Annotated in this window: 14 protein-coding genes; 9 read left to right on the plus strand and 5 right to left on the minus strand. The window is 53.8% G+C overall.

Annotated features, from left to right (window positions below):
* Positions 1-114 precede the first annotated feature (114 nt).
* On the minus strand, positions 115-870 hold the full coding sequence (locus KNP84_RS09625) for an alpha/beta hydrolase (protein ID WP_021067946.1): 756 nt from the start codon (positions 868-870) through the stop codon (positions 115-117).
* Between the two features lie 388 nt (positions 871-1,258).
* Here KNP84_RS09625 and KNP84_RS09630 point away from each other — a divergent pair, with 388 nt between their 5' ends.
* The 9 genes from KNP84_RS09630 to guaC all read left to right on the plus strand — a co-directional run bounded on the left by KNP84_RS09630 (position 1,259) and on the right by guaC (position 17,158).
* Entirely contained in the window at positions 1,259-4,765 is a 3,507-nt protein-coding gene (locus tag KNP84_RS09630; RefSeq protein ID WP_215114680.1) for a chitobiase/beta-hexosaminidase C-terminal domain-containing protein, read from the plus strand.
* 110 nt (positions 4,766-4,875) lie between these two features.
* Positions 4,876-6,081, plus strand: coding sequence for an NAD(P)/FAD-dependent oxidoreductase (locus KNP84_RS09635; protein WP_215114681.1), 1,206 nt, complete (start codon positions 4,876-4,878; stop codon positions 6,079-6,081).
* A 50-nt stretch (positions 6,082-6,131) separates the two neighbouring features.
* Positions 6,132-6,794 carry a hypothetical protein gene (locus KNP84_RS09640; RefSeq protein ID WP_214836597.1) on the plus strand — a complete coding sequence of 221 codons (663 nt, stop codon included), beginning with the start codon at positions 6,132-6,134 and terminating at the stop codon, positions 6,792-6,794.
* A 146-nt stretch (positions 6,795-6,940) separates the two neighbouring features.
* A complete protein-coding gene (locus KNP84_RS09645) occupies positions 6,941-8,989 on the plus strand; it encodes a heparinase II/III family protein (RefSeq protein WP_215114682.1) in 2,049 nt (682 codons plus the stop codon).
* A gap of 109 nt (positions 8,990-9,098) precedes the next feature.
* A complete protein-coding gene (locus KNP84_RS09650) occupies positions 9,099-11,108 on the plus strand; it encodes a catalase (protein WP_214836593.1) in 2,010 nt (669 codons plus the stop codon).
* A gap of 120 nt (positions 11,109-11,228) precedes the next feature.
* Positions 11,229-12,482, plus strand: a complete 1,254-nt coding sequence (locus KNP84_RS09655; RefSeq protein WP_214836591.1) for an MFS transporter — start codon at positions 11,229-11,231, stop codon at positions 12,480-12,482.
* A gap of 138 nt (positions 12,483-12,620) precedes the next feature.
* Positions 12,621-13,805, plus strand: a complete 1,185-nt coding sequence (locus KNP84_RS09660) for an MFS transporter (protein WP_214836588.1) — start codon at positions 12,621-12,623, stop codon at positions 13,803-13,805.
* Positions 13,806-13,912: 107 nt separating this feature from the next.
* Positions 13,913-15,973 (plus strand): PAS domain S-box protein, encoded by a 2,061-nt coding sequence (locus KNP84_RS09665; protein ID WP_251131203.1) that lies wholly within the window; start codon positions 13,913-13,915, stop codon positions 15,971-15,973.
* A gap of 201 nt (positions 15,974-16,174) precedes the next feature.
* Complete coding sequence (guaC, locus tag KNP84_RS09670; protein WP_021067936.1) at positions 16,175-17,158, plus strand: GMP reductase; 984 nt, start codon at positions 16,175-16,177, stop codon at positions 17,156-17,158.
* A 30-nt stretch (positions 17,159-17,188) separates the two neighbouring features.
* Here the strand turns inward: guaC and KNP84_RS09675 are convergent, their stop codons facing one another.
* The 4 genes from KNP84_RS09675 to KNP84_RS09690 are packed head-to-tail and all read right to left on the minus strand — an operon-like array spanning position 17,189 to position 22,428.
* On the minus strand, positions 17,189-17,626 hold the full coding sequence (locus KNP84_RS09675) for a GNAT family N-acetyltransferase (protein ID WP_201455038.1): 438 nt from the start codon (positions 17,624-17,626) through the stop codon (positions 17,189-17,191).
* Entirely contained in the window at positions 17,626-18,486 is an 861-nt protein-coding gene (locus KNP84_RS09680) for an MBL fold metallo-hydrolase (protein ID WP_215114683.1), read from the minus strand. Before KNP84_RS09680 ends, KNP84_RS09675 begins: the two co-directional genes overlap by 1 nt.
* Positions 18,473-19,231, minus strand: coding sequence for a P-loop NTPase family protein (locus tag KNP84_RS09685; protein WP_214764129.1), 759 nt, complete (start codon positions 19,229-19,231; stop codon positions 18,473-18,475). The genes KNP84_RS09680 and KNP84_RS09685 overlap by 14 nt, the downstream gene beginning before the upstream one ends.
* Positions 19,232-19,245: 14 nt before the next feature.
* A complete protein-coding gene (locus tag KNP84_RS09690) occupies positions 19,246-22,428 on the minus strand; it encodes an EAL domain-containing protein (RefSeq protein ID WP_215114684.1) in 3,183 nt (1,060 codons plus the stop codon).
* Between the last annotated feature and the right edge of the window lie 2 nt (positions 22,429-22,430).

Consider the following 22,430-nt stretch of genomic DNA (forward strand, 5'->3'; position numbering starts at 1 on the left):
TTTATATTTTATATTCTTGAACAGCAATACCTGTTTTAGGCTGAATCTAATCCTACAATAGCACTTGTGCAAGCGTTTGCAAATAATCAGATATAAAAAAATGTAGTCCGGAGACTACATTTTCGGGGCTGTCGCAACTTGTTCACAGAATGCGCCGATGACGTCCGCTAACCGCTCCCGGTCATGGTCCATCGTCGCCACATGATACGACTGTTCGAGCACCTCTCGTTGTTTTGGGGCTTGAACGGTCTCGTACAACCACATCGAGTCCTCGGGCGGCACGACGTTATCGATGGCCGAATGGATGACGCACGTCGGCACGGTCACCTCGGCCGCCATCGGTCGCACTTCCTCGATGAGCGCGAGTAATTCCCGAATGGCTGACGTCGGCACTTTGTCGTAGACGATTTCGTACACGCCCGGTGCACAGATATCCGGTTCGTCTTCATCAATGAAACGACAGACATCGTCCGTGGCGTGACAGGCATAGCCTGGCACGGACAACGCCGCATTGATGGTGACGATCGCATCGGCTTGCCCGGCCAAAGCGGCCTTCATCGCCAGCGTCCCGCCCATTGACTGCCCGACAACGATGACGTGTCGACATCGCTCACGCAAGAGACGGATACCGGCTTCCATCGACTCATACCAGCAGCGGCGTGTCGATTGCCGAAACTCTTCCGGATCCGTCCCATGTCCTTTGAGCCGCGGTGCGAAGACGGTGAATCCTTTCTCCATCAAGGCGATTCCGACGTCACGCACACTTTGAGGCGTCCCGTTAAAGCCATGGCATAACAAGATGCCGATATCATTTCCTTCATAATAAAACGCGCCCGCTCCCGGGATGACCGGATAAGTAATTGTCGTCATTCGTTTCCTCCCCATTTAATTCACAGTTAACCGATACACTTAATTGTATTAATGAATTGTAAGAGTTGGGGGACGTCCCGTCAACCCGATTGCCTACTTGCTCAGTTCTCTTCAAGTCTGTAATCAAACTGTAATATGAACTTCGCAATAAGTGGATTGAGTTCTGACGTCTGCTTGGTTATGTTTAACATGTAGTTGAAAAGTTGGTAAATGATAGTGAAATCCGTCAATCGATGGAGGGAGTACGAACGCAACTTCCTTACGTCAAGTCGAGTAATGTAAGCGCTATCATTTCATTTTGGCCTAAAGGGGGCATCCGCTCAAGCAAGTGACCACACGAACTGGGACATCGTATCGGCCATCTACATAATCAAAGGGAGACTAACACATGGGGAAACCACAAGCACGTTCATTCAAACAAATGACCGGCCTCGCCTTATCAGCCGGACTCATCGTCAGCAGCATGACGCCGATCGCGGCAAACGTACACGCAGAGACGCTGAACGCTTCAGACCTGTTCATCTCGGAATACGTTGAAGGCTCGAGCAACAATAAAGCGATTGAACTGTTCAATGGAACGAATGCGGCCATCGACCTCTCGGCCTATAAACTTGAACTGTATTCAAACGGCGGTACGGCTCCAGGCACGACCCTCAACTTGACAGGTACGCTCGAGCCAGGTGGCACGTATGTCATCGTCAACGCCAGCGCAAGTGATGCCTTGAAAGCGAAGTCGAACACGACAAGCGGTGTGACGAACTTTAACGGCGACGACACGCTCGTCTTGAAAAAAGGGGACACGGTGCTCGACGTCTTCGGTCAAGTCGGATTCGATCCGGGTACGAAATGGGGAACGACGGTCGCCACGGCTGACCAGTCGTTGGTTCGGAAAGATACGGTCACGACAGGGGATGCGAACGGCGCGGATGCGTTCGACCCGGCCACTGAATGGAACACACAACCAATCGATACGTTCACGAACCTCGGATCGCACACGTTCCAAGGCGTCGACTACGGCGATGGCGGTACGGTAGAACCACCGGCGCCGGTCACTCCGATTTCAATCAGTGACGCCCGTACGAAAGCCGAAGGTGAAACGGTCACGATTAAAGGAGTCGTCACGGCGAAACTGGCCAACACGATTTCGATTCAAGATGCGACAGGCGGACTCTCGGTCCGTCCGACGTCACTTGCCGTCAACGTCGGTGATGAAGTCGTCGTCACGGGTGCCATCGGTTCGTATCGTGAATTGCTTCAATTGAACAGCGCCGTCGTCGTGTCAAAACAAGCGGCGAGCGTCCCAGCTGCGCAAGTCCTCACTGGCGAACAAATCAATGAGGACGTCGAGTCTGAACTCGTCACCGTCAATAACGTCACCCTCTCAGGTAGCGGGCAAAACTTGACGGCGACGGATGGAACGAAAGAGTTCGTCGTGCGTGATGAGCGCGGCATTCTCGATTTACAGACGGACGTCAACTACTCGTCGATCACGGGTATCGTGCAACAGTTCGATAATACGTATCAAATCATTCCGCGCGACGTATCTGACACAGTCATCGACGCATCGGTACTCCGTCCGGCGACAGCGAAGCCAGGTGCGGGCACGTTCGTCGGTCCACAAGACGTGACACTTTCGACGACGACAGCGGGCGCTGACATCTATTACACGCTCGACGGGTCGGACCCGAAAGTGAACGGTACGCTTTATACGTCACCAGTCCGCATCGAGGAGACGAAAACGCTCAAAGTTGCCGTCAAATCGGGTGATGCGTTCAGCGCCGTGACGACGTTCGACTATAAAATCACGGACAAAATCCGCATCCATGACATCCAAGGCGCAAGCCACACGTCACCGATGAACGGACAGACTGTTGAAGGCGTCGAAGGCGTCGTCACGTACTCGTTCGTCTCGATGGGTACGACGTATTACTATATCCAAACGCCTGACATGGAAGCCGACCAAGATGCACGCACGTCAGAAGGAATCATCTTGTATGGTGGTCGTTCGATCGCGGGCATCCAAGTCGGTGATCTTGTCAACGTGAAAGGTCTCGTCAGCGAGTACGCCATCGAAGGCTACAGCGACCGTCAACAGACGGATATGAAGATGACGCAAATCGATACACGCAACGGAAGTGTCAACGTCGTCAAGAGCGGTGTCACACTCCCGACGCCGGTGAAAATCGACGCGTCGAACTTGCCGACCGAGTTCATCGACAGCGATGCCCTCGCCGTCTTCAACCCGGACAAAGACGCCATCGACTTCTGGGAGAGCCTTGAAGGGATGCGCGTCGAGACGGGCAACCTCAAATCGGTATCACCGCAACAGAACGGCGACCTCGTGACCGTGCTCGAAGCAACACCGACCGAGACGTTCAACGGTGGCATTCTGTTGAAAAAAGATGATGCCAACCCGGAACGGATTCAATTCCGTCTCGAACCGAATGCCGACGCTCGTGATTTCGATGTCGCGACCGGTGACCGCTTCAACGGCCCGATCGTCGGTGTCGTTGGATACTCGTACGGCAACTATAAGATTCAAGCAGGTCTTGATGAGATGAAGGCTGCCTTCGTCAAAGGTGATGCCAAGCGTGAGACGACGTTCATCGAAGCTGAAGAGGATAAATTGACGATCGCCTCTTACAACCTCGAGAACTTCTCGAACAACGTCAAAGAGACGTCGGACGAGAAAGCCCTCAAACTCGCGAAAGCGTTCGTCGAGGAGTTGAACAGCCCGGACATCATCGGTGTGACCGAAGTCCAAGATAACAACGGGGAAGGCACAGGCGATTCTGCGGCCGACCAAAGCTACCAACGCTTGATCGACAATATCGTCTCGATTGGCGGCAAATCGTACAAGTACGTTAACATCGACCCTGAGTACAATAAAGACGGCGGCGCACCAAATGCCAACATCCGTGTCGGCTTCTTGTATGACCCGGAACGTGTCTCACTCACAGAAGGCATCCCTGCCGGTGACGCAACGACAGCTGTCGGTTATGAAAATGGCAAGTTGACGCACAACCCGGGCCGCATCGACCCGCTCAACCCGGCGTTCAACAGCTCACGTAAACCGCTCGCGGCCCAGTTCGACTTCCAAGGAGAGAACGTCGTCGTCATCGCCAACCACTGGAACTCGAAAGGTGGCGACACTGGTTTCTTCGGCTCGAAACAGCCGGTCGTGCTCGGCAGTGAAGTCCAACGAAAACAAATCGCTCAAATCGTCCATGACTTCGTCGCTGACGTGAAAACGGACAACCCTGACGCGAACGTCGTCGCCCTCGGTGACTTCAACGACTTCGAATTCTCGGATGCGATGCAAATCTTCAAAGGCGACTTGATGACGAACATGGTCGAGAAAGTCCCAGCTGTCGACCGTTACTCGTACGTCTATCAAGGGAACTCGCAAGTGCTCGACCATATCCTCGTGTCAAACCGTTTAGCGGCGACGACCGAAATCGATATGATTCACGTCAACGCTGACTTCACGGAAATGTCGGGCCGCGCCAGTGACCACGATCCGGTCCTCGCACAAATCGACCTCACTCCGGAGCCAGAAGTGGAATTGACGCGTTACACGATCGAGAACAACAAGGCTGCACGCCTCGTCCTCCAAGATGACTTCATCGGCGTGACGATCGGCAAAGGCACAAACTTCAAGAACGGCATCTTCGTACGCGGCGCCTACACGGAATTGACAGGTGACCCGCTCAAAAACATCGTCGTTCAAGTGAAACCGAAAGAAGCCGGTGCCATCATCGACTTCGACGGCGCAACTGTCAAAGAAGTAATTGTCGATGGAACGAACTTGGCTGAAATCCGTGGCGCAGAGAATGTGAAACAGATCAGCTACACGAAAGGCGCATCCGCGAACACGGTCGTCATCAAAAAATAACGATTGAATCGAATACGCAAGCCGCAGACAGATTGTCTGCGGCCTTTTGCGTTTTCATTCGTGAAATTCGGGGATTAAGTAGAAGATGCTGATTATCGGAGGATGACGTCATGGAGATGCACAACGGGAACTTATATTGGCCGACCACAGAATCGGAACAGATCGTCTTACAAAAACCAATCAAGAAAGAGCGCTACGACGTACTCGTCATCGGCGCGGGCATGTCGGGAACGCTGACAGCCTATACGCTTTACAAGGACGGTGTCGATTTCGCCGTCATCGACCAAGGGAAAGTCGGAGCCGGGAGTACGGCCGCGAACACAGGGCTCATTCAATACTCGAACGACATCATGTTGCACGAATTGGCCGAACAAATCGGTGAAGAGGACGCGGTCCGCTTCTATCAACTGTGTGCCGAGGCGGTCGATGCGCTCGACGAGGTCGCCGGGACGGTTGACGCCAAGTACGTCTATATCCGGCGTGACAGTCTCTGCTTCGCCAGCAGCGAGGCAGATGTCTCCAAATTGAAACGGGAGTATGAGATGCTGACGAAACACGGACTCGCGGCCGAATGGCTCGACCGGGAGGCGTTACAAGAACGCTATCCGTTCGATAAACCGGCCGGCTTGATTACGAACGGCGATGCCGAGGTCAATCCGCTCACGCTCAGCCGTCAGGTCGTCCGCTACTTGTCGACCCAAAACGTCCCCATCTTCGAAGAGACGGACGTCACAGAAGTCGTCGCCGACGGAGACAACTGGCTCGTCTTGACTCCCACAGGAACGTTCAAAGCGGGCCACGTCATCTTCGCGACCGGCTATCGTCCGGCCCCGCTCCTCGACACGCATCGGATCGAACTCAACCGTTCTTATGCGATTGCGACGAATCCCGTCCCTGATTTCGACGAGTGGGAAGGTCAGGCGCTCATTTGGGAAACGAAACGGCCGTACCTCTATTTACGGACGACCGTCGACGGCCGCATCATCGCCGGCGGACTCGATGAAGAAAAAGCAGAGACCCCGCATAGCGAGGCACTCATTCAAAAACGGGCCGAGCGGTTGCGCCAAGAAGTCGAAGCTCTGTTCCCGATGTATGATTTGACAGTTGAATACGCCTGGGTGGCCCTGTTCGGTGAGTCAATCGACCAGCTACCCTTTATCGGGGAACATCCGGACCGTCCGAACCTCTACTATTTACTCGGATATGGGGGCAACGGCACGGTCTACAGCATGTTAGGTTCTAAAATTTTGAGCGAGTTGGTCCGCGGCATCGACAATCCAGATGCTCGAATCGTACGATTAGATCGGACACGTTAATCCCCTGACATCAGGGGATTTTTTTATACATACGCATTGGAGTGAGTGAAATGACAACAAAACAAAAACCAAAATGGGTGTATCGCCTGAGGCGCGGTCTTCTCTTCATCCCTGCCATCGCCTTGACCGTCTACGTCTGGCCGCATGAGCCGGCCGAAGAAACGCCAGAGGAAACCGTCACGCAAGCAGAGGCAACAGACGACGAGCAACGCTACACGATTGAAACGAGACAAGCTGTGACAGAAGACGAGGCCGTCCGCTATACGTATGACATCGTGGTCCACGGACAACCTGACGTCGAGACGCTCCAGTCCATCAGTCAGGATGTCATGGACGAGGTGACGGCGCGTGATACGTTCCAAGCCGCCCTCCTCCGTTTTTATGATCACGAAGCCTATATCGGTACCGAATCACCACTCGGCGAAGCCGTATTTGCCCCTGAAGGCGATTGGAGCCTGGCGAGTACGGTCCAACCCGGCGCCTATGAGGAGATGTCGTTCGGCTGGCAATTGAAAGAGAAAGAATGGGACACGCAACTGTCGGACAAGGAAGTGCGCGTCTGGCAAGTCTGGAATCGCGTCTACGAGGCCGAGCAATCGGACGACCCTGACTTGAAAGCGAAAGTGACCCGAACCGTTTCAACGAAATATGATCTCAATCCCGAAACGGTCCAACGTATCGTCTTGAAGCAGAGTGTCTGGGCCGCGTTATAACCTGATTCATCCAAAAAGATAGTACGAATTTTCCTTTCTTTGGCTAAATATATAATTGTATACTAATTGTATACATGTAACCGTTGAACGGTCGGAGAAAGGAAGACGTTATGAAACGATGGATGCTTTTATGCCTACTTCTGGTTATGATCGGTGCCACTTTGACGCCGCGACAGGTCGACGCCGCATCAAGTTCACCTTATGAGGTGAGTGCGCCTACCGGCACGACGCTTTATCAATTTGTCGGAAAGACGCTCAAGCCGAAAGGAACGTTGCGCGCGGCAAAGCGGTTCAAGGCGCTCAGTACGTCCGGTCACTATTATAAGATTCAAGACGGAAGAACCATCTACTACGTAAAAAAGCAAGCCGTCACACTAGTGGCGACGAACTTGTCGCTGACGACGTTTTCCGGTTCGGCCTACTCACGGATGACGCACGAGTATATGCGCTCGCTCACCCGGGGACAGACGCCTTACTATTACGATGAGTTGACCGCCAAGACGGCCATCGCCCGGGCCGACGCCGCCATGAAGGGGAACTGGTATATCCCGTCCCCGCCCTATCAGTTGCGTGTCCCGAACATCGATACATACCGGTTTGATGTCAGCGTCCCTGCGGTCGATTCGACGTCATTCAAGTTTCAAATCCATTACTTCACGACGTTGAACCAGTTGACGCAAGCGTATGCCGCCACCGGACGAGACGATTATCTCCGCTACGGGAAGCGGATCGTCACGAGTTGGACCAAGCAATACCCGGCTGCGAACTATACACGCTACCGTTGGCCGTATCACGACCATGGCACCGCCATCCGGACGTTCCATTTGCTCAATTTTTGGAATGAATTCCGCTCGTCCGCGGTGAACACCGATCCGGCCTTCTCGCAGCTGTTCGCCAAGACACTGTATGAACACGCGACACTGCTGGCGACGCCAAGCTTTTATAAACCGAACAACAATCACGGCATGTTCCAAGATATGGCCTTGACCGCCGTCGCGGAGACACATCGGAGCTTTTATCGTTCCTCGGCCTGGCGCTCTCTCGCGACGAACCGGCTCACCCAGCAGTTGAACCACAGCTTAAGCACGGACGGCGTCCATCTCGAGCACTCGCCGTTCTATCAAATCTATCTGTACGACACGCTCGCCCGTTTCAACGACTGGGCGGCCGCCAACCGCTTCGCCCTATCGAGCCGGATGCGTGACGTCAAAGATATGCCGAGCGCGCTGACGTATATGTTGAAACCGAACGGGACACTGCCGATGTTTGGCGACACCCCGTCCATCACGCACCGCACGGACGCGATTCCGTATATCGATCGCTATCCGCACTTGAATTACGCGATGACACAAGGGAAATCGGGAACCCAACCGTCGACACGGGTCGGTAAGCTATCGAACCAGTACGCCTTCTTCCGTCAACATTGGGGCGGGGCTTCTGGTCCGTTCCGGGACGCGGTCCAAGTAATGATGACGGCCGGCTATCATAGCAACATCCATAAGCACGCCGACGATTTGTCGATTGACCTGTACGGCTATGGCCGCGACTTCCTCGTCGAGAGCGGACGCTACGCCTATACGAACCGTCCCGAGCGCAGCGTCGTCATGCAGGCCGCGGCCCACAACACCGTCCATGTGGCAGGTAAGAGCTTCAACTTAACGACGAACAACTTGCGGAGAAGCCAAATCACATCGGTCGGTGCCGCGTCGACGCAATGGACGGCCGCGGGAACGAGCGGGCTGCTCGGTAACGGGATGACGCACACGCGTCGTCTCGCCTACGACCGCGACGGAACGGTGCTCGTCTACGATGACATCACCAGCCCGACCACGACCTCGTTCGTCCAGCGATTCCATCTCGGGACCGGTTTGAATCGCGTCTCGAGCGGCAGCCGTCACGCCTTGTATAAGGACAACGAGAACCGCTCGATCCATCTGTTACAACTCGAGGTCGGCACGACGCCGAAAGTCGCCGTCGGTGCGAGTTATGTGTCGTATCGGGACTACGACTGGCAACGCCGCAATCAAGTCGTGACGACAAAGCGTGGCAAGCAAGTCGAGTATTTGACGCTAATCCATATCGGCGAAAAGACGACGAAAATCACGTCTGCTACGGTCCAGACGACGTCGCGCCACTACGTCGTGCGCTACAAACTGTCGGACGGCAAGACGAAAACCCTATCCATGTTACGCTAACCTCCATTTGAAAAATGGGGGTTTTTTCTCGGTCGGTTAGGGAAAACTCGTTAAGTAGGCCAAAATGTGGCCTACGGCGTGGACGTATACTTAAAGGGGAGGCACTAATATGGGGAACAAAAAAGAAGAGCAGTTAAAACAACATATGATTGATAACGAGCAACAAGCCGGGCTCACGACGAACCAAGGGCTGAAGATGGCAGAGGACGAGTTCTCGCTCAAAGCCGGACGTCGCGGACCGACATTGATCGAGGATTTCCACTTCCGCGAAAAGATGACGCACTTCGACCACGAACGGATTCCTGAACGTATCGTGCACGCACGAGGCGTCGGGGCGCATGGAGAGTTTCAGGTGTATGAGTCGCTCGCCGAGTATACGAAAGCCGACTTCTTGAACGACCCGTCGAAAGTGACGCCGGTGTTCGTCCGTTTCTCGACGGTGCAAGGTTCGCGTGGGTCTGGGGACACCGTGCGCGACGTCCGAGGGTTCGCGACCAAGTTCTATACTGATGAAGGCAACTATGACCTTGTCGGGAACAACATGCCGGTCTTCTTCATCCAAGACGCCATCAAATTCCCGGACCTCGTCCACGCCGTGAAACCGGAGCCGCACACGGAAGTACCTCAAGGCGGCAGCGCCCACGACACGTTCTGGGACTTCGTCGGACAAAACCATGAGACGGCCCATATGATCATGTGGGCGATGAGCGACCGGGGCATCCCGCGTAGCCTTCGCATGATGGAAGGGTTCGGTGTGCACACGTTCCGTCTCGTCAACAAAGAAGGCAAGGCACACTTCGTCAAGTTCCATTGGAAACCAAAACTCGGTGTTCATTCACAAGTCTGGGACGAAGCGCAGAAAGCGCTCGGTAAGAACGCTGACTTCCACCGCGTCGACTTGTACGAGGCGATTGAAAAAGGCGACTATCCGGAATGGGAGCTCGGGCTTCAAGTCATCGCCGAAGAAGACGAGTTCAAGTTCGACTTCGATATTCTCGATCCGACGAAACTTTGGCCGGAAGAAGATGTGCCCGTCAAACTTGTCGGGAAGATGATGCTCAACCGCAACGTCGACAACTTCTTCGCCGAGACCGAGCAAGTCGCGTTCCACCCTGGCCACCTCGTGCCGGGAATCGACTTCTCGAACGACCCGCTCCTTCAAGGCCGCCTGTTCTCGTATACGGATACGCAACTGTCACGTCTCGGGGGACCGAACTTCCATCAAATCCCGATCAATAAGCCGGTCTGCCCGTTCCACAACAACCAACGCGACGGCATGCATCAGATGGCCGTCCATAAAGGGCAGACGAGCTACCATAAAAACGCGCTCAACAACAATCAACCGGAGCCCGTCCCAGCCGACCAAGGCGGATTCGAGCACTATCAAGAGAAAGTCGACGGCCATAAGATTCGGGGCCGGAGCGACAGCTTCCTCGACTTCTACTCGCAAGCGAAGATGTTTTATAACAGCATGACCGACGTCGAAAAGCAACACATTCAAGACGCCTGTAGCTTTGAGCTCGGCAAATGTGAGTCGGACATGGTCAAAGAGAACGCCGTTGATTTGTTGAATCGAATCGACCGTCACCTCGCCTCGGTCGTTGCCGACAACCTAGGTGTCGACCTCCCGGCCGAGAATAACGAAGTCGTCTCGGACAAGGCCTCACCGGCGCTCAGCATGGCCAATACGATTGCGAAGCCGGACACGAAGAGCGTCGCCGTCCTCTTGGCCGGAGACGTCGATGCCGCGCAAGTGAAGGCGTGGGTGCAAGCGCTCGCCGATCATAAGGTCAATTACAGCCTCGTCGGCAAGAAATCATATACGCTCGGCGATCTTAAAGTGAAAGAGACGTACGACACGGTCGACTCGAGCCTGTTCGATGCGGCTTTCCTCGTCAGCACCGCGACCTCGGTCGAAGACGACGTGCTCGAGTTCATCGAGAACACGTATAAACACTTCAAACCGCTCGCGTTGCATCTGCATCATGATGAAGTGCTCGACCGTTGCCGCGTGAAGACGGACCAACCTGGCGTCTACACGTTCAAACAACATAGTCTCGATGGCTTCGATACGTTTATCGACGGTATCGCGAAAGGCCGGTTCTGGGACCGCGCCTAACGTGAACAGTTCAAGGATTCGACCCAAATCGACGGGTCGAATCCTTTTTACGTGCTTCCCCTCTCCTCCTCTCTAGCGATATACTTGGTGGGGTATATAGCGTAAAGGAGGAATGACTGGATGCGAAAAGAGATGGCTACATATGTGGAAAGCCTCGAGCACCAAAGACAGTTATATAAACGAACCTTAGTCATCGTCGTGCTCTCGCAAGTGTTCGGTGGTGCCGGTCTCGCCGCCGGGATTACGGTTGGTGCTTTATTGGCACGTGATTTACTCGGAACCGATGCCTATGCGGGCGTCCCGACGGCCCTGTTCACGCTCGGCTCTGCTGCCGCTGCGTTTTTGATTGGATTGATGTCACAACGAGTCGGACGCCGTTTCGGACTGGCGACAGGATTTTTGACCGGTGCGGTCGGCGCATTCGGTGTCATTGTTGCCGCGACGTTCGAGAGCGTACCGCTCTTATTTCTCTCGCTCCTGATTTACGGGGCCGGCACGGCGACGAACCTTCAAGCCCGTTATGCCGGCACAGATTTGGCGAATGCGACCGAGCGGGCGACGGCCGTCAGCATCGCGATGGTCTCAACGACGCTCGGGGCCGTCGCCGGTCCGAACTTGGTCGAACCGATGGGACGTGTTGCCGCCGGACTCGGGTTGCCGACACTCTCTGGACCATTCTTGCTTGCAGGTGTGGCCTATCTCTTTGCAGGTCTCATCTTACTCGTCTTTTTGAATCCTGACCCGCTCCTCGTCGCCCGCGCAATCGAGGCGAAACGGAAGGAGACCACTTCGACGGCACAACCGGTCGAAGCTGCGCATAGTCACCGCGGCGTGTATGTCGGTGCGTTCGTCATGGTCCTCAGCCAAATCGTGATGGTCGCCATCATGACGATGACTCCTGTCCATATGCGCCACCATGGCCATGAACTCGGTGCGGTCGGTCTCGTCATTGGCTTTCACATCGGAGCCATGTATTTGCCTTCTCTCGTGACCGGGATTCTCGTCGATCGGATTGGCCGTGAAGTGATGGCGATTGCTTCGGGCGTGACATTGTTTCTCGCCGGTGTCGTCGCCGCTTTTGCCCCAGCGGATTCCTTGTTCTTCTTAATCGTCGGGCTCGTCCTACTCGGGATCGGTTGGAATTTCGGGCTCATCAGCGGGACGGCCATCCTCATCGATGCGACGACGACCGAGACACGTGCGAAGACGCAAGGTTCAGTCGATGTATGGATTGCCCTATCCGGCGCTTCCGGCGGGATGCTTTCCGGTGTCATCGCTGCCCAGTCGAGTTACTTGACCTTGTCGCTCCTCGGTGGGGTCGTCTCCCTCATTCTCGTCCCTCTCGTCCTCTGGTACCGACGTCAGCTCGCTTAACGATTGCCGATGCGCGCACGCGCCTCGGTTTTTTGCTGGAAATGCGTTGACTCTGACAAACTTTCTCTCGTTTGATATACTCCTTTAGTTATGTTTATTAACTATTTAGAATCAAACGGATAAGGAGGCGGGCTGCAGATGCAACTGACCGCACAAAAACTATGGACGAAAGATTTCCTCATCATCTCTCTCGTCAACTTCTTCTTAACACTCATCTTTTTCTTATTGATGGTGACGATTGGCGTCCACGCCGTCTCAGCATATGGGGCTTCGACGAGCGAGGCCGGCCTTGTTACCGGTATTTTCATTATCGGGACCCTCGTCGGGAGACTCTTTATCGGGCGCTTGATCGACTCGATTGGACGTCGCAAGACGCTCCTGATCGGCCTGACGTTCTTCACGGCTACGATTTTGCTCTATTTCCTCGACTTTGGCATCGGCTTCTTACTGTTTACGCGCTTTGTCCACGGTCTCGGGATGGGACTGTCGAGCACGGCGACCGGAACGATTGTCGCCCAAGTCATTCCCGGCTCTCGAAAAGGCGAAGGTATCGGCTACTACAGCATGAGTTCGACGCTCGCCACTGCCATCGGACCGTTCGTCGGCTTGATGATGAGCCAATACACGAGCTTCTCGGTGATCTTTCTCGCCTGTTTCGTCATCGGTCTCATCAGTCTCGGTAGCGCCTTATTCGTGACGGTGCCCGAAGCTGACAACCCGCAAGTCGTCCGGGGGCTTTCGCTCAGTGCATTCGTCGAGCCGAAGGCGTTACCAATCGCGCTCATCATCGGCGTCGCCGCTCTCAGCTACTCGAGCGTGTTGTCCTATATCAATTTTTACGCAAGCGAGCTTGACCTCGTCGAAGCGGCGAGTATTTTCTTCCTCGTCTACTCCATCGCCGTCCTCATCTCACGGCCGATCACCGGTCGTCTGATGGACGCGCGCGGCGCCAATATCGTCATGTACCCGGCCATCGTTCTCTTTGCCGTCGGAATGCTCGTCTTGAGCCAGGCTAACAACGCCGTCATGCTGTTACTCGCCGGGGCGCTGATTGGTCTCGGCTTCGGGAATATCCAGTCCGGTACGCAGGCGATCGCCGTGAAAGCGGCGGACCCTCATCGGATGGGCATGGCCACGTCGACGTTCTTTATCGCCCTCGACGCAGGACTCGGGTTCGGCCCTTACTTTATCGGCTTGCTCATTCCGTTGACCGGTTTCTCGACACTGTATCTGTTACTTGCCGGTGTCGTCTTCTTTACCGTGTTCCTCTATTACTTGATGAACGGCCGCCGCGAGCGGACCGAAATGAAACAAGCTGCCTGACAGGACTTTTCATCGTCCTGTCTTTTTTTGAATGTTCACACATTTTGTCACAACTTACGGTAATATGAGAATGACGCGCCGAAAAGTTTTTGATTGAAATGAGGGACATGATGCACGCCGACCAGACCATCCAACACTATTCCTCCGTCCTGCTCCGTACGTTCGACAAAATCTCTGATTTTGTCTTCTTCATGGAAGTGGACGGTTCAACTTATCGCTACGTATTTGTAAACGAACCGGGAAGACAGGCGATCGGCTGGACCGAGGCCGATATCGGGAAACGTGTCGAGGACATGGTACCACCCGAGACGGCCGCTCTCGTCACGCGCCATTATGACGAGGCGGTACGAGAACGAAAGAGTCTCGTCTTCGAGGACTATCGCCTGGCCGAACCATCTTATACGACAGCAGTCGTCTCACACGAGATTCACTTACCCGTTTATTACTACGAGTCCGAGGTGACGCCGGTCTTCGATGAGGCGGGTGCCTGCACGCACGTCATCTCGGTCGTCCGGGAAGTGACAGAACGGAAACGTCGTGAACTCGAGTTGTCTATCTTGAAAGATCAGCACGAATCGCTCCAACGCTATTCACCGCACGGAATCTTCGTTCTCGACGATGCGTTTCGCGTCCAATCGGTCAATCCTGCCGTCACACAGATTACCGGTTACGAGGAAGCCGATTTGTTGGGGGAGTCTTTTTTGTCATGGTTGCCCGAGTCAGAACGGGCCCTTGTCGATGAGGGTCTCCGCTCTGCCTTGTCTGGCACGCCGCACAAATACGGCATGACCGCTCCGCAAAAGACGGGCAACTGGCTCGATTTGGCCATCTTGAATATTCCGATTGAAGTCGGGGGGCATATCACTGGACTGTTCGCCATCATTATCGACCACACCCCGGAGAAGAATGCCGAACGGGCGACTCAGGAGAGCGAGCGAAGGTATCGCCAATTGATTGAGACGATTCCTGAAGGGATCATCGTTCATAAAGACGGCGTGATTCTATACGCCAACGCCTTGGCGCTAGAAACGATTGGCGAGACGTACATCGAGAGCGAATCGATTTTCACGTTCGTCGCCACGGAATATCATGAGACGACCAAGGCACGCCTTCAGGCGTTGCGCCAAGGCGATCCGGTCCAAGATACAGAGATCGTGCTCGTCACGCCGGCCGGTCGAAAACTGCATATGGACATCGGTAGCCTGTTAATTGATTACGAAGGAACGACCGCCGTCATGACCTTATTGCGTGACGTGACCGAGAAACGTGAGATGGAGCGTGCCCTGCACCAGAGCGAGACGCAATATCGTCTGATCACAGAGAATATGAGCGACCTTGTCTGTATCCTCGAGCGTGACGGTCAAGTCCGCTACGCTTCGCCGTCCCATCAAACCGTGCTCGGATATGCCTCGTCGTTCTACGAGGGCAAGAACACGCTCGACTTCATCCATCCGAATGACGTCGAACCGGCGAGACAACAACTCCGGACGATGACAGCGAAGAGCGAGCCGCTCACCCTCGAATTCCGTCATCTGCATCAAGATGGTCGTTGGATTTGGCTCGAAACGAAGATTCAAGCGATTTATGACGATACGGGGCAACTGCTTCACTATTTGACCGTCACGCGTGAAATCATGAAGCGAAAAGTGCTTGAAAAACAGCTCAAGCATTTGGCTTACCATGATACGTTGACCGACTTACCGAATCGGCGCTATTTCCTCGCCTATTTGGAAGAGACGTTGGCCCGGTTCGAGGAAGAAGACGAGTCACTCGCCATCCTGTCGCTCGATATCGATTGTTTCAAACAAATCAACGACACGCTCGGCCATGACATTGGCGACGAGTTGTTGCGCCAATTCTCCACTCGTTTGACCGACGTATTGCGAAATCAAGATGTGGTCGCCCGCTTTGGCGGTGACGAATTCTCGGTACTCATCCGCTACACGGAAGCTGACGCGCCAAAACGCGTGGCCGAAAAACTCGTGACCGCTCTTCAGCGCCCGTGGCAGATTGAAGACCATTCGTTCGTCACGACCTCTAGCGTCGGCGTGGCCCCGTACCGACCGGGCATGTCGACAAAACTGTTGCTCAAACGAGCCGACTTGGCCTTATATCAGGCGAAAGCTAACGGCCGCAATCAATACGCTTTGTTTGAAGACCGCTCCTAAGCGGTCTTTTTTTCACGTGAAACATAGAAAAAAAGTACCTAAACACGAACATTAGAGATGATTAACCAGCAATCATCCAGAATTTTTGCCTTTTATCGCCATATCCCTTTGACATATGCTCTAATTTACGTTACATTACCGAATGGGCGAAGTATTTATCATTCAACAAACCAAATTGTTCGTAAATAGGGGTGTGACAACATGGATAAAGTATTTGATTATGAAGATATTCAATTAATTCCCGCAAAATGTGTCGTCGACAGCAGATCTGAATGTGATGCGAGCGTGACGCTCGGCGGCTTCACGTTCCGTCTGCCGGTCGTTCCAGCCAATATGCAGACCATCATCGATGAGAACGTCGCTCGGTCGCTTGCCGAGAACGGCTATTTCTATATCATGCATCGCTTCAACCCAGAGACGCGACTCCAATTCATCGAGGACATGCATGGGCGTGGCTTGTATGCATCGATTAGCGTCGGTGTGAAAGAGGACGAATATCGTTTCGTCGAGATGCTTGCGGAAGCCGGACATACACCGGAATTCATTACGATTGATATTGCGCATGGTCATTCGAATGCGGTCATCCGGATGATTCAACATATCAAACACCATCTTCCAAGCTCGTTCGTGATTGCCGGTAACGTCGGGACACCGGAAGCGGTCCGAGAACTCGAACATGCCGGGGCAGATGCGACGAAGGTCGGCATCGGGCCAGGTAAAGTATGTATCACGAAAATAAAGACGGGCTTCGGCACGGGCGGGTGGCAACTCGCCGCACTCCGTTGGTGTGCCAAGGCGGCGACAAAACCGATTATCGCGGATGGGGGCATCCGGACACATGGCGACATCGCCAAGTCGATTCGCTTCGGGGCATCGATGGTCATGATCGGTTCGCTGTTTGCCGGACACGACGAGTCTCCGGGTGAGACGTTCGAACAGGACGGGAAGTTGCTCAAAGAATACTTCGGGTCGGCTTCTGAATTCCAAAAAGGGGAACGGAAAAACGTCGAAGGCAAGAAAGTGTTCGTTGAGCATAAAGGGGCGCTCCAAGACACGTTGACCGAGATGGAGCAAGACCTCCAATCGGCCATCTCTTACTCGGGTGGGGACAATCTCGATGCATTGCGCACCGTCGATTACGTCATGGTGAAAAACTCAATCTTTAACGGGGATAAAGTATATTGAAAAAAGGCGACTCGCGCGAGTCGCCTTTTTTCAATCAGCTGTCAGTTGCTTCGTCATCATATAGTAGTCCGATCCCGGCGGGTAATCATGGAGCACTCCTGCGACTTCATAACCAAAACGCTCGTAAAACGTTTTCGCTTGAAACGAGAACGTCGTCAACTTGACGCGCGTCGCCCCGAGTTCGTGGGCCAACCGTTCCCCTTCCTCGAGCAGACGGCTCCCTAGGCCGGTCCCCGCATGTTCTGACGCGACCCACAGTCGGTCCAAGTCGAACCAGCCCCAATAGACGCTCCCGAACAACCCAGCGATCACGTCCCCGTCCTGTTCCACTTTCAACTGAACGACCGGGACGTCGGCGTTGCGGATCTCGCGATGGTGTACCGAATGAGCGTCATTAAATATCCGCAATCGACTCGTCAAAAATTGTTGAAACGCTTCGTCCTCATCATGAATTCGTTTGATGTCCATCACGCTTCCTCGCTCGAACCGTTCACGAAGAACGAAATCAGCTCTTGTGCTTCTTCGTCGACGGTCCGACCTGTCAGACGTTCGTATTGAGCGGTTATCGCTTCTTTATTTCCTGGGAAATAAGCGGTGATTCGGGCCAAATGGCGTAAAACGTCTCGGTCTTTCTCATATTCGGCACGAGTCACGACTTGACCGTGTGACCAGACGTACGCTTCGGCCTCGAACTGATCGAGCAGGTCTAAGAGACGCAATGTCCGTGCCGGGGTCATTCGCCAAGTCGGCGCGTACAAGTTCGCATAGAGGGCATCCCCTAAAAACAACACCTTTTCCTCTGGTACATAAGCGACGACCGCATCGGCAGCGTGATCTCCACCAACATGCTTCAGAATGACGTGTACCCCGCCGAGGTCGAGGGTGAGCGTATCATCGAACGTGAGCGTCGGTAAGACGACGCGCATCGATCGCTCTTCTCCATATTCGAGTTTGATCGCTTCCGCGCAAAACGTGATCTCGCTTCCGTCTTCGACCCGTTCGGCTAAGGAAGCATCGTCCCACGCATAGGGCAGCAACCGTTCCATCCCGGCTTTTGTCGCCGTGCTTGCGATGGAGACGGTGTCAGTCAGCGCCGACAATCCAAAGATATGATCCCAATGCCAATGCGTCAACGTGACGATTGACGGTCGTTTGATGCCCCGCTCGGTCAAGGCGTCTAGAAATAAATTCGTGTGCGCCTCAGAGTTCCCCGCATCAATCATGAGCGTATGGGTATCTCCGACGACAGCCCCTAAAATGGGACGGTCGGTCTCCGCGACTGGGTCCATATACCAAAACCGTTCCGAATGCCGCTTAAGTGTCTGCATGATTGACCTCCTCTTTGCTCCGTAACACGTCGAGCGCTTCGAGTGCCCCTCGCTCGTCATTGACGAGGCGAATCGTCCGGACCGGCAAACGCTCTAACAAGCTCAATTCACGCCGTTGCCGGTCTTTCAACAGTTGAATCGTCCCTTCGAGCCCGCCCAATCCGTTTGCCTGAGCGTAAGCGCGAGTCGTGTAATACTCGACGAAACCACGTTGCCACTCTGTCGGCCGTTCCGCATAGACATCGCGAAACACGGTCGGAACGTCGACCGTCTCTAAATAGACGACGGTCGGGTCGAGCGGGGCCAGTAAATCTGCCACCGTCTCGATATAGGCTTCAATCTGCTCGTTCGGGACGTCTTGGGCCACCATACCGATCGTGAACGGATTTTGCAGGAAGGCACATTCGAATACGTACGTACCGTCCTCTCCCTTGACCCGCTCCACGAAACGACGCCAACGGCCGATCATCAGTTCAACATGTATATCGAACGGCAGCTCATAGACGTCGACTCCAGAACGACGTTCGTTCGGACGATATCGTATGAATCGACCTGTCCCATCTTGATCGATGACCTCGCCTTCCGTCATACCGTCTGCTTCGACCCAATAGACGTCATGAACATCGACCGGATGTGACGCATCGATTTCCGAATAAAACGTATATCCCGCTGTCGCAGCGATTGTTTCCGCAAACGTCGTCTTCCCGCTCCCTGGTAATCCTTCAATCAGCCATAATTTGCTCATATGATACCTCCGTATCAATTTTCTTGATGGGAGTCGTACACATAATACCCATCCCCACCGCAATTTTTAGCGACGTACATCGCCGCATCCGAGTGATGAATCATCGCATCAAGCGAAGCGTGGTCTTCCGAACAAGCGACGCCGATGCTGGCCGACAACCTCAAGGACAAGCCATCTCCGACGTTCATTTCCTGGGAAATGAGAAGATTCAACTCCTCAAATCGGTCTGCTCCAACTATTTCTCGTTCCGCATCGATAACGATTAAAAACTCGTCGCCTGCGAAGCGATATGCCTTCCCGTCATACGTTTGACTGAACGAGCGAATCCGTCGTGCCGTCTCGATGAGCACTTCGTCCCCAATCAGATGACCGTAGGAATCGTTTACTTGTTTAAAATCATCCAAATCGATGAACAACAGCACGACCGACTGCTTCCGATTCATCTTTTGTCTCATATCGGTCATGAACGAGTGCCGGTTCGCCAGTTTCGTCAAACTGTCTTGGGTGATAAGTTCGATGACTTCCTGATGCTTACGTTCGCGCCGAATCTCGTTCTCCATCCACCGGGTCACGAGCAATATCGTATCCGTCATCTCGTTGATCGTCGCTGCGTCGACGACGTCGTTCAAGCTGCCCTGTTCGGCCAAGAACACGACCCAACCGAACGTCTTGCCATCATTGGACAACGGCAGACTGATCATCGAGCTAAACTCGATTCCATCGATCACAAGTTCGGCACGACCTAATTTTTGGTGCCCGATTGTCGTCAAAGCATGAAGTTGTTGCAGGGCATCACTCGTCCAGTCGAGCTTGCCTTCCCCGTCCTCGGATAAGACGCGATGTTTCGACTCCGTCGAGAAGACGACGGCATGGGAATAGCCGATCCAGCCGCGGAGCACCGTCTGAATCCGTTTTAGTTTATTGCCGAACGGTTCATGAAGTGCCGTCACCTCATACAGCGACTCGAGCGTCTGTTGACGTTGGGCCTGGGCCCGTGTCTGTTCCGTCAATTCGATTTCAGCCATGACCCAACGCGCGAAATCTTCAAGCGACTGCAACGCTGCCTCGTCAAACGTGCGAGCTCGTTCGTCCGTCACACAAAGCGTGCCGATGACATGTCCGCTTCGCGTCGTGAGCGGAACACCGGCATAAAAACCGAGGTTTTCAAGCAACGGATTGTTTGTCCCGGCCTCAGACGTCTGCACATCCTCGATGACAACCGACGATTGGCCAGTCACGACCCGATCACACAGTGTCCATTCCCGATCCACGTGTGGGCTCTCAAGCAAGGGACCCGCGCAGGACTTGAACCATTGTTGGTCTGTCGTCAAAATCGAGATGAGCGCGACCGGCATGTTCAGCGTGCGCGCGACAAGTCGCGTAATCCGATCATAGCGCTCCTCTCGCGGAGTGTTTAAAATCTCAAGGCGCAGAATCGTCTTCAAACGCTCGGCTTCTTGCTCATCAAGTACCGTCGACGGAGAAGTCGTGGCCAACTCGAGTTGCCGCAGCGCCGCATGTTGATAGACGAGCGCATCGAGCGCCTGTTGGAGATCATTTAGCGGGAGTGGACGACTGAAGAAATACCCCTGAATCTCATCACAACCGAGCTGTTCCATCACCCGGTACTGCGCTTCCGTCTCGACCCCCTCGGCCGTGACCTCTAAATTCAATTTTTTAGCGAGTGAGACAATCAATTTGACGATTTCATATTCTTTCAGGCCGTTGTCTTTATCTAATTGACTGATGAATGAGCGGTCGATTTTAATGCCGTCAATCTCAAACATCTTCAAGTAATTGAGGGAAGAGTAGCTGACGCCGAAGTCATCAATCAACACGCGAAAGCCTTTCGTTTTCAAATAGTCGACCGTCTGAATGCCAAGGAGCGGTTCTTGCATAAGCGTATGTTCCGTGATCTCAAACTCGAACTGTTCTGGTCTCAACCCGTATGTCGCGAGCACCTGTAATAACTGTTTGATATAGTCTTGCCGAAACAACACCGGGGATACATTGACCGCGACACGTCGCCCTGCAAACAGGTCCGGTTGCTCGATCATGTCACGACAGACACGGTCGAAAACGAACCCGGTAATGTCTTCAATCAAGAGCGACGTTTCGGCAATCTTAATAAACGTTTCCGGTGAGACGTTACCGAGCGCCGCACTATGCCACCGCACGAGCGCCTCAAAATGAACCATCCCGTCCTGACAGCCAACTTTCGGTTGATAGACGACGCTCAGTTCATCTGCTTTCAGTCCCTTGATGAGTTCCATCTCAATCGTCATCTCATCGATATAATGTTGGACGTAATCGTCCTTTTCGTACACTTTGATGATTTGCTTGCCCGCTTGTCTCGCTTCGAGGAGCGCCGTTGACGCATTCATGATGACCCGGTCGGCGTCCTCGCTCCCCGCGCTGATTCCGAGACAACCGGATAAAGCGAACTCGGTCTCGGCCACTTGGTACGTGTACGCTGCAATGGCCGCAAGCAATCGTTCCCCATGTATCGTCGCCGTCTCGATTGAGGTGTAGGGCAGCACAGCGATAAAATCTTCACCGTCTACGCGTCCGATAATCGATCCTTTCGGCAACAGGTCCGATAAGTGCCGCGTCATCTCTTTAATCAGGCGATGGGACTGTTCCACACCTTGCAGGGATAAGATGATTTTAAAGCGATTGATGTGCAAGCGCATAACACTCGTCGCTTCCGCTCCTTCTTGTTTCGTGAACAGCTTCTCGAGCTCGAGCTTCACTTTCATCAAGTTTGGCATCCCGGTCAAATAATCGATGTTCTCGATGCTACTCAATAGCTTCATTTCTGCCTCTTCCGACAAATCGGTCGTCAGCCCTAATACATAGCGCACGTTACCCGCCTCATCTTCGAGCGGCATGAGAACGGAGGAAGCAAAACGGGCGGTATTGGTTTCGATATTCATTTGTGACATGAAATAGACCGGTGCGTGCGTCGCGACGACTTCGTCATAATGCACGATTAACTCGTTGGCGACATCGACCGCATACATATCATGTAAATACAAGCCACTCACATCGTCCGGGAGCGAGGACGCCAGTTTCCCCTGTTCACTGACGCGTGCGTACCGATATCCCTCAGGTGTCACTTCCATCAAAAACACCATCCGGTATAATTGAACGAATACGTCAAACAAATAGTGCGGATCGATCTTCATCTGCTGCATAC

Source organism: Exiguobacterium sp. s70, from assembly GCF_018618315.1.
Lineage (GTDB): Bacteria > Bacillota > Bacilli > Exiguobacteriales > Exiguobacteriaceae > Exiguobacterium > Exiguobacterium chiriqhucha.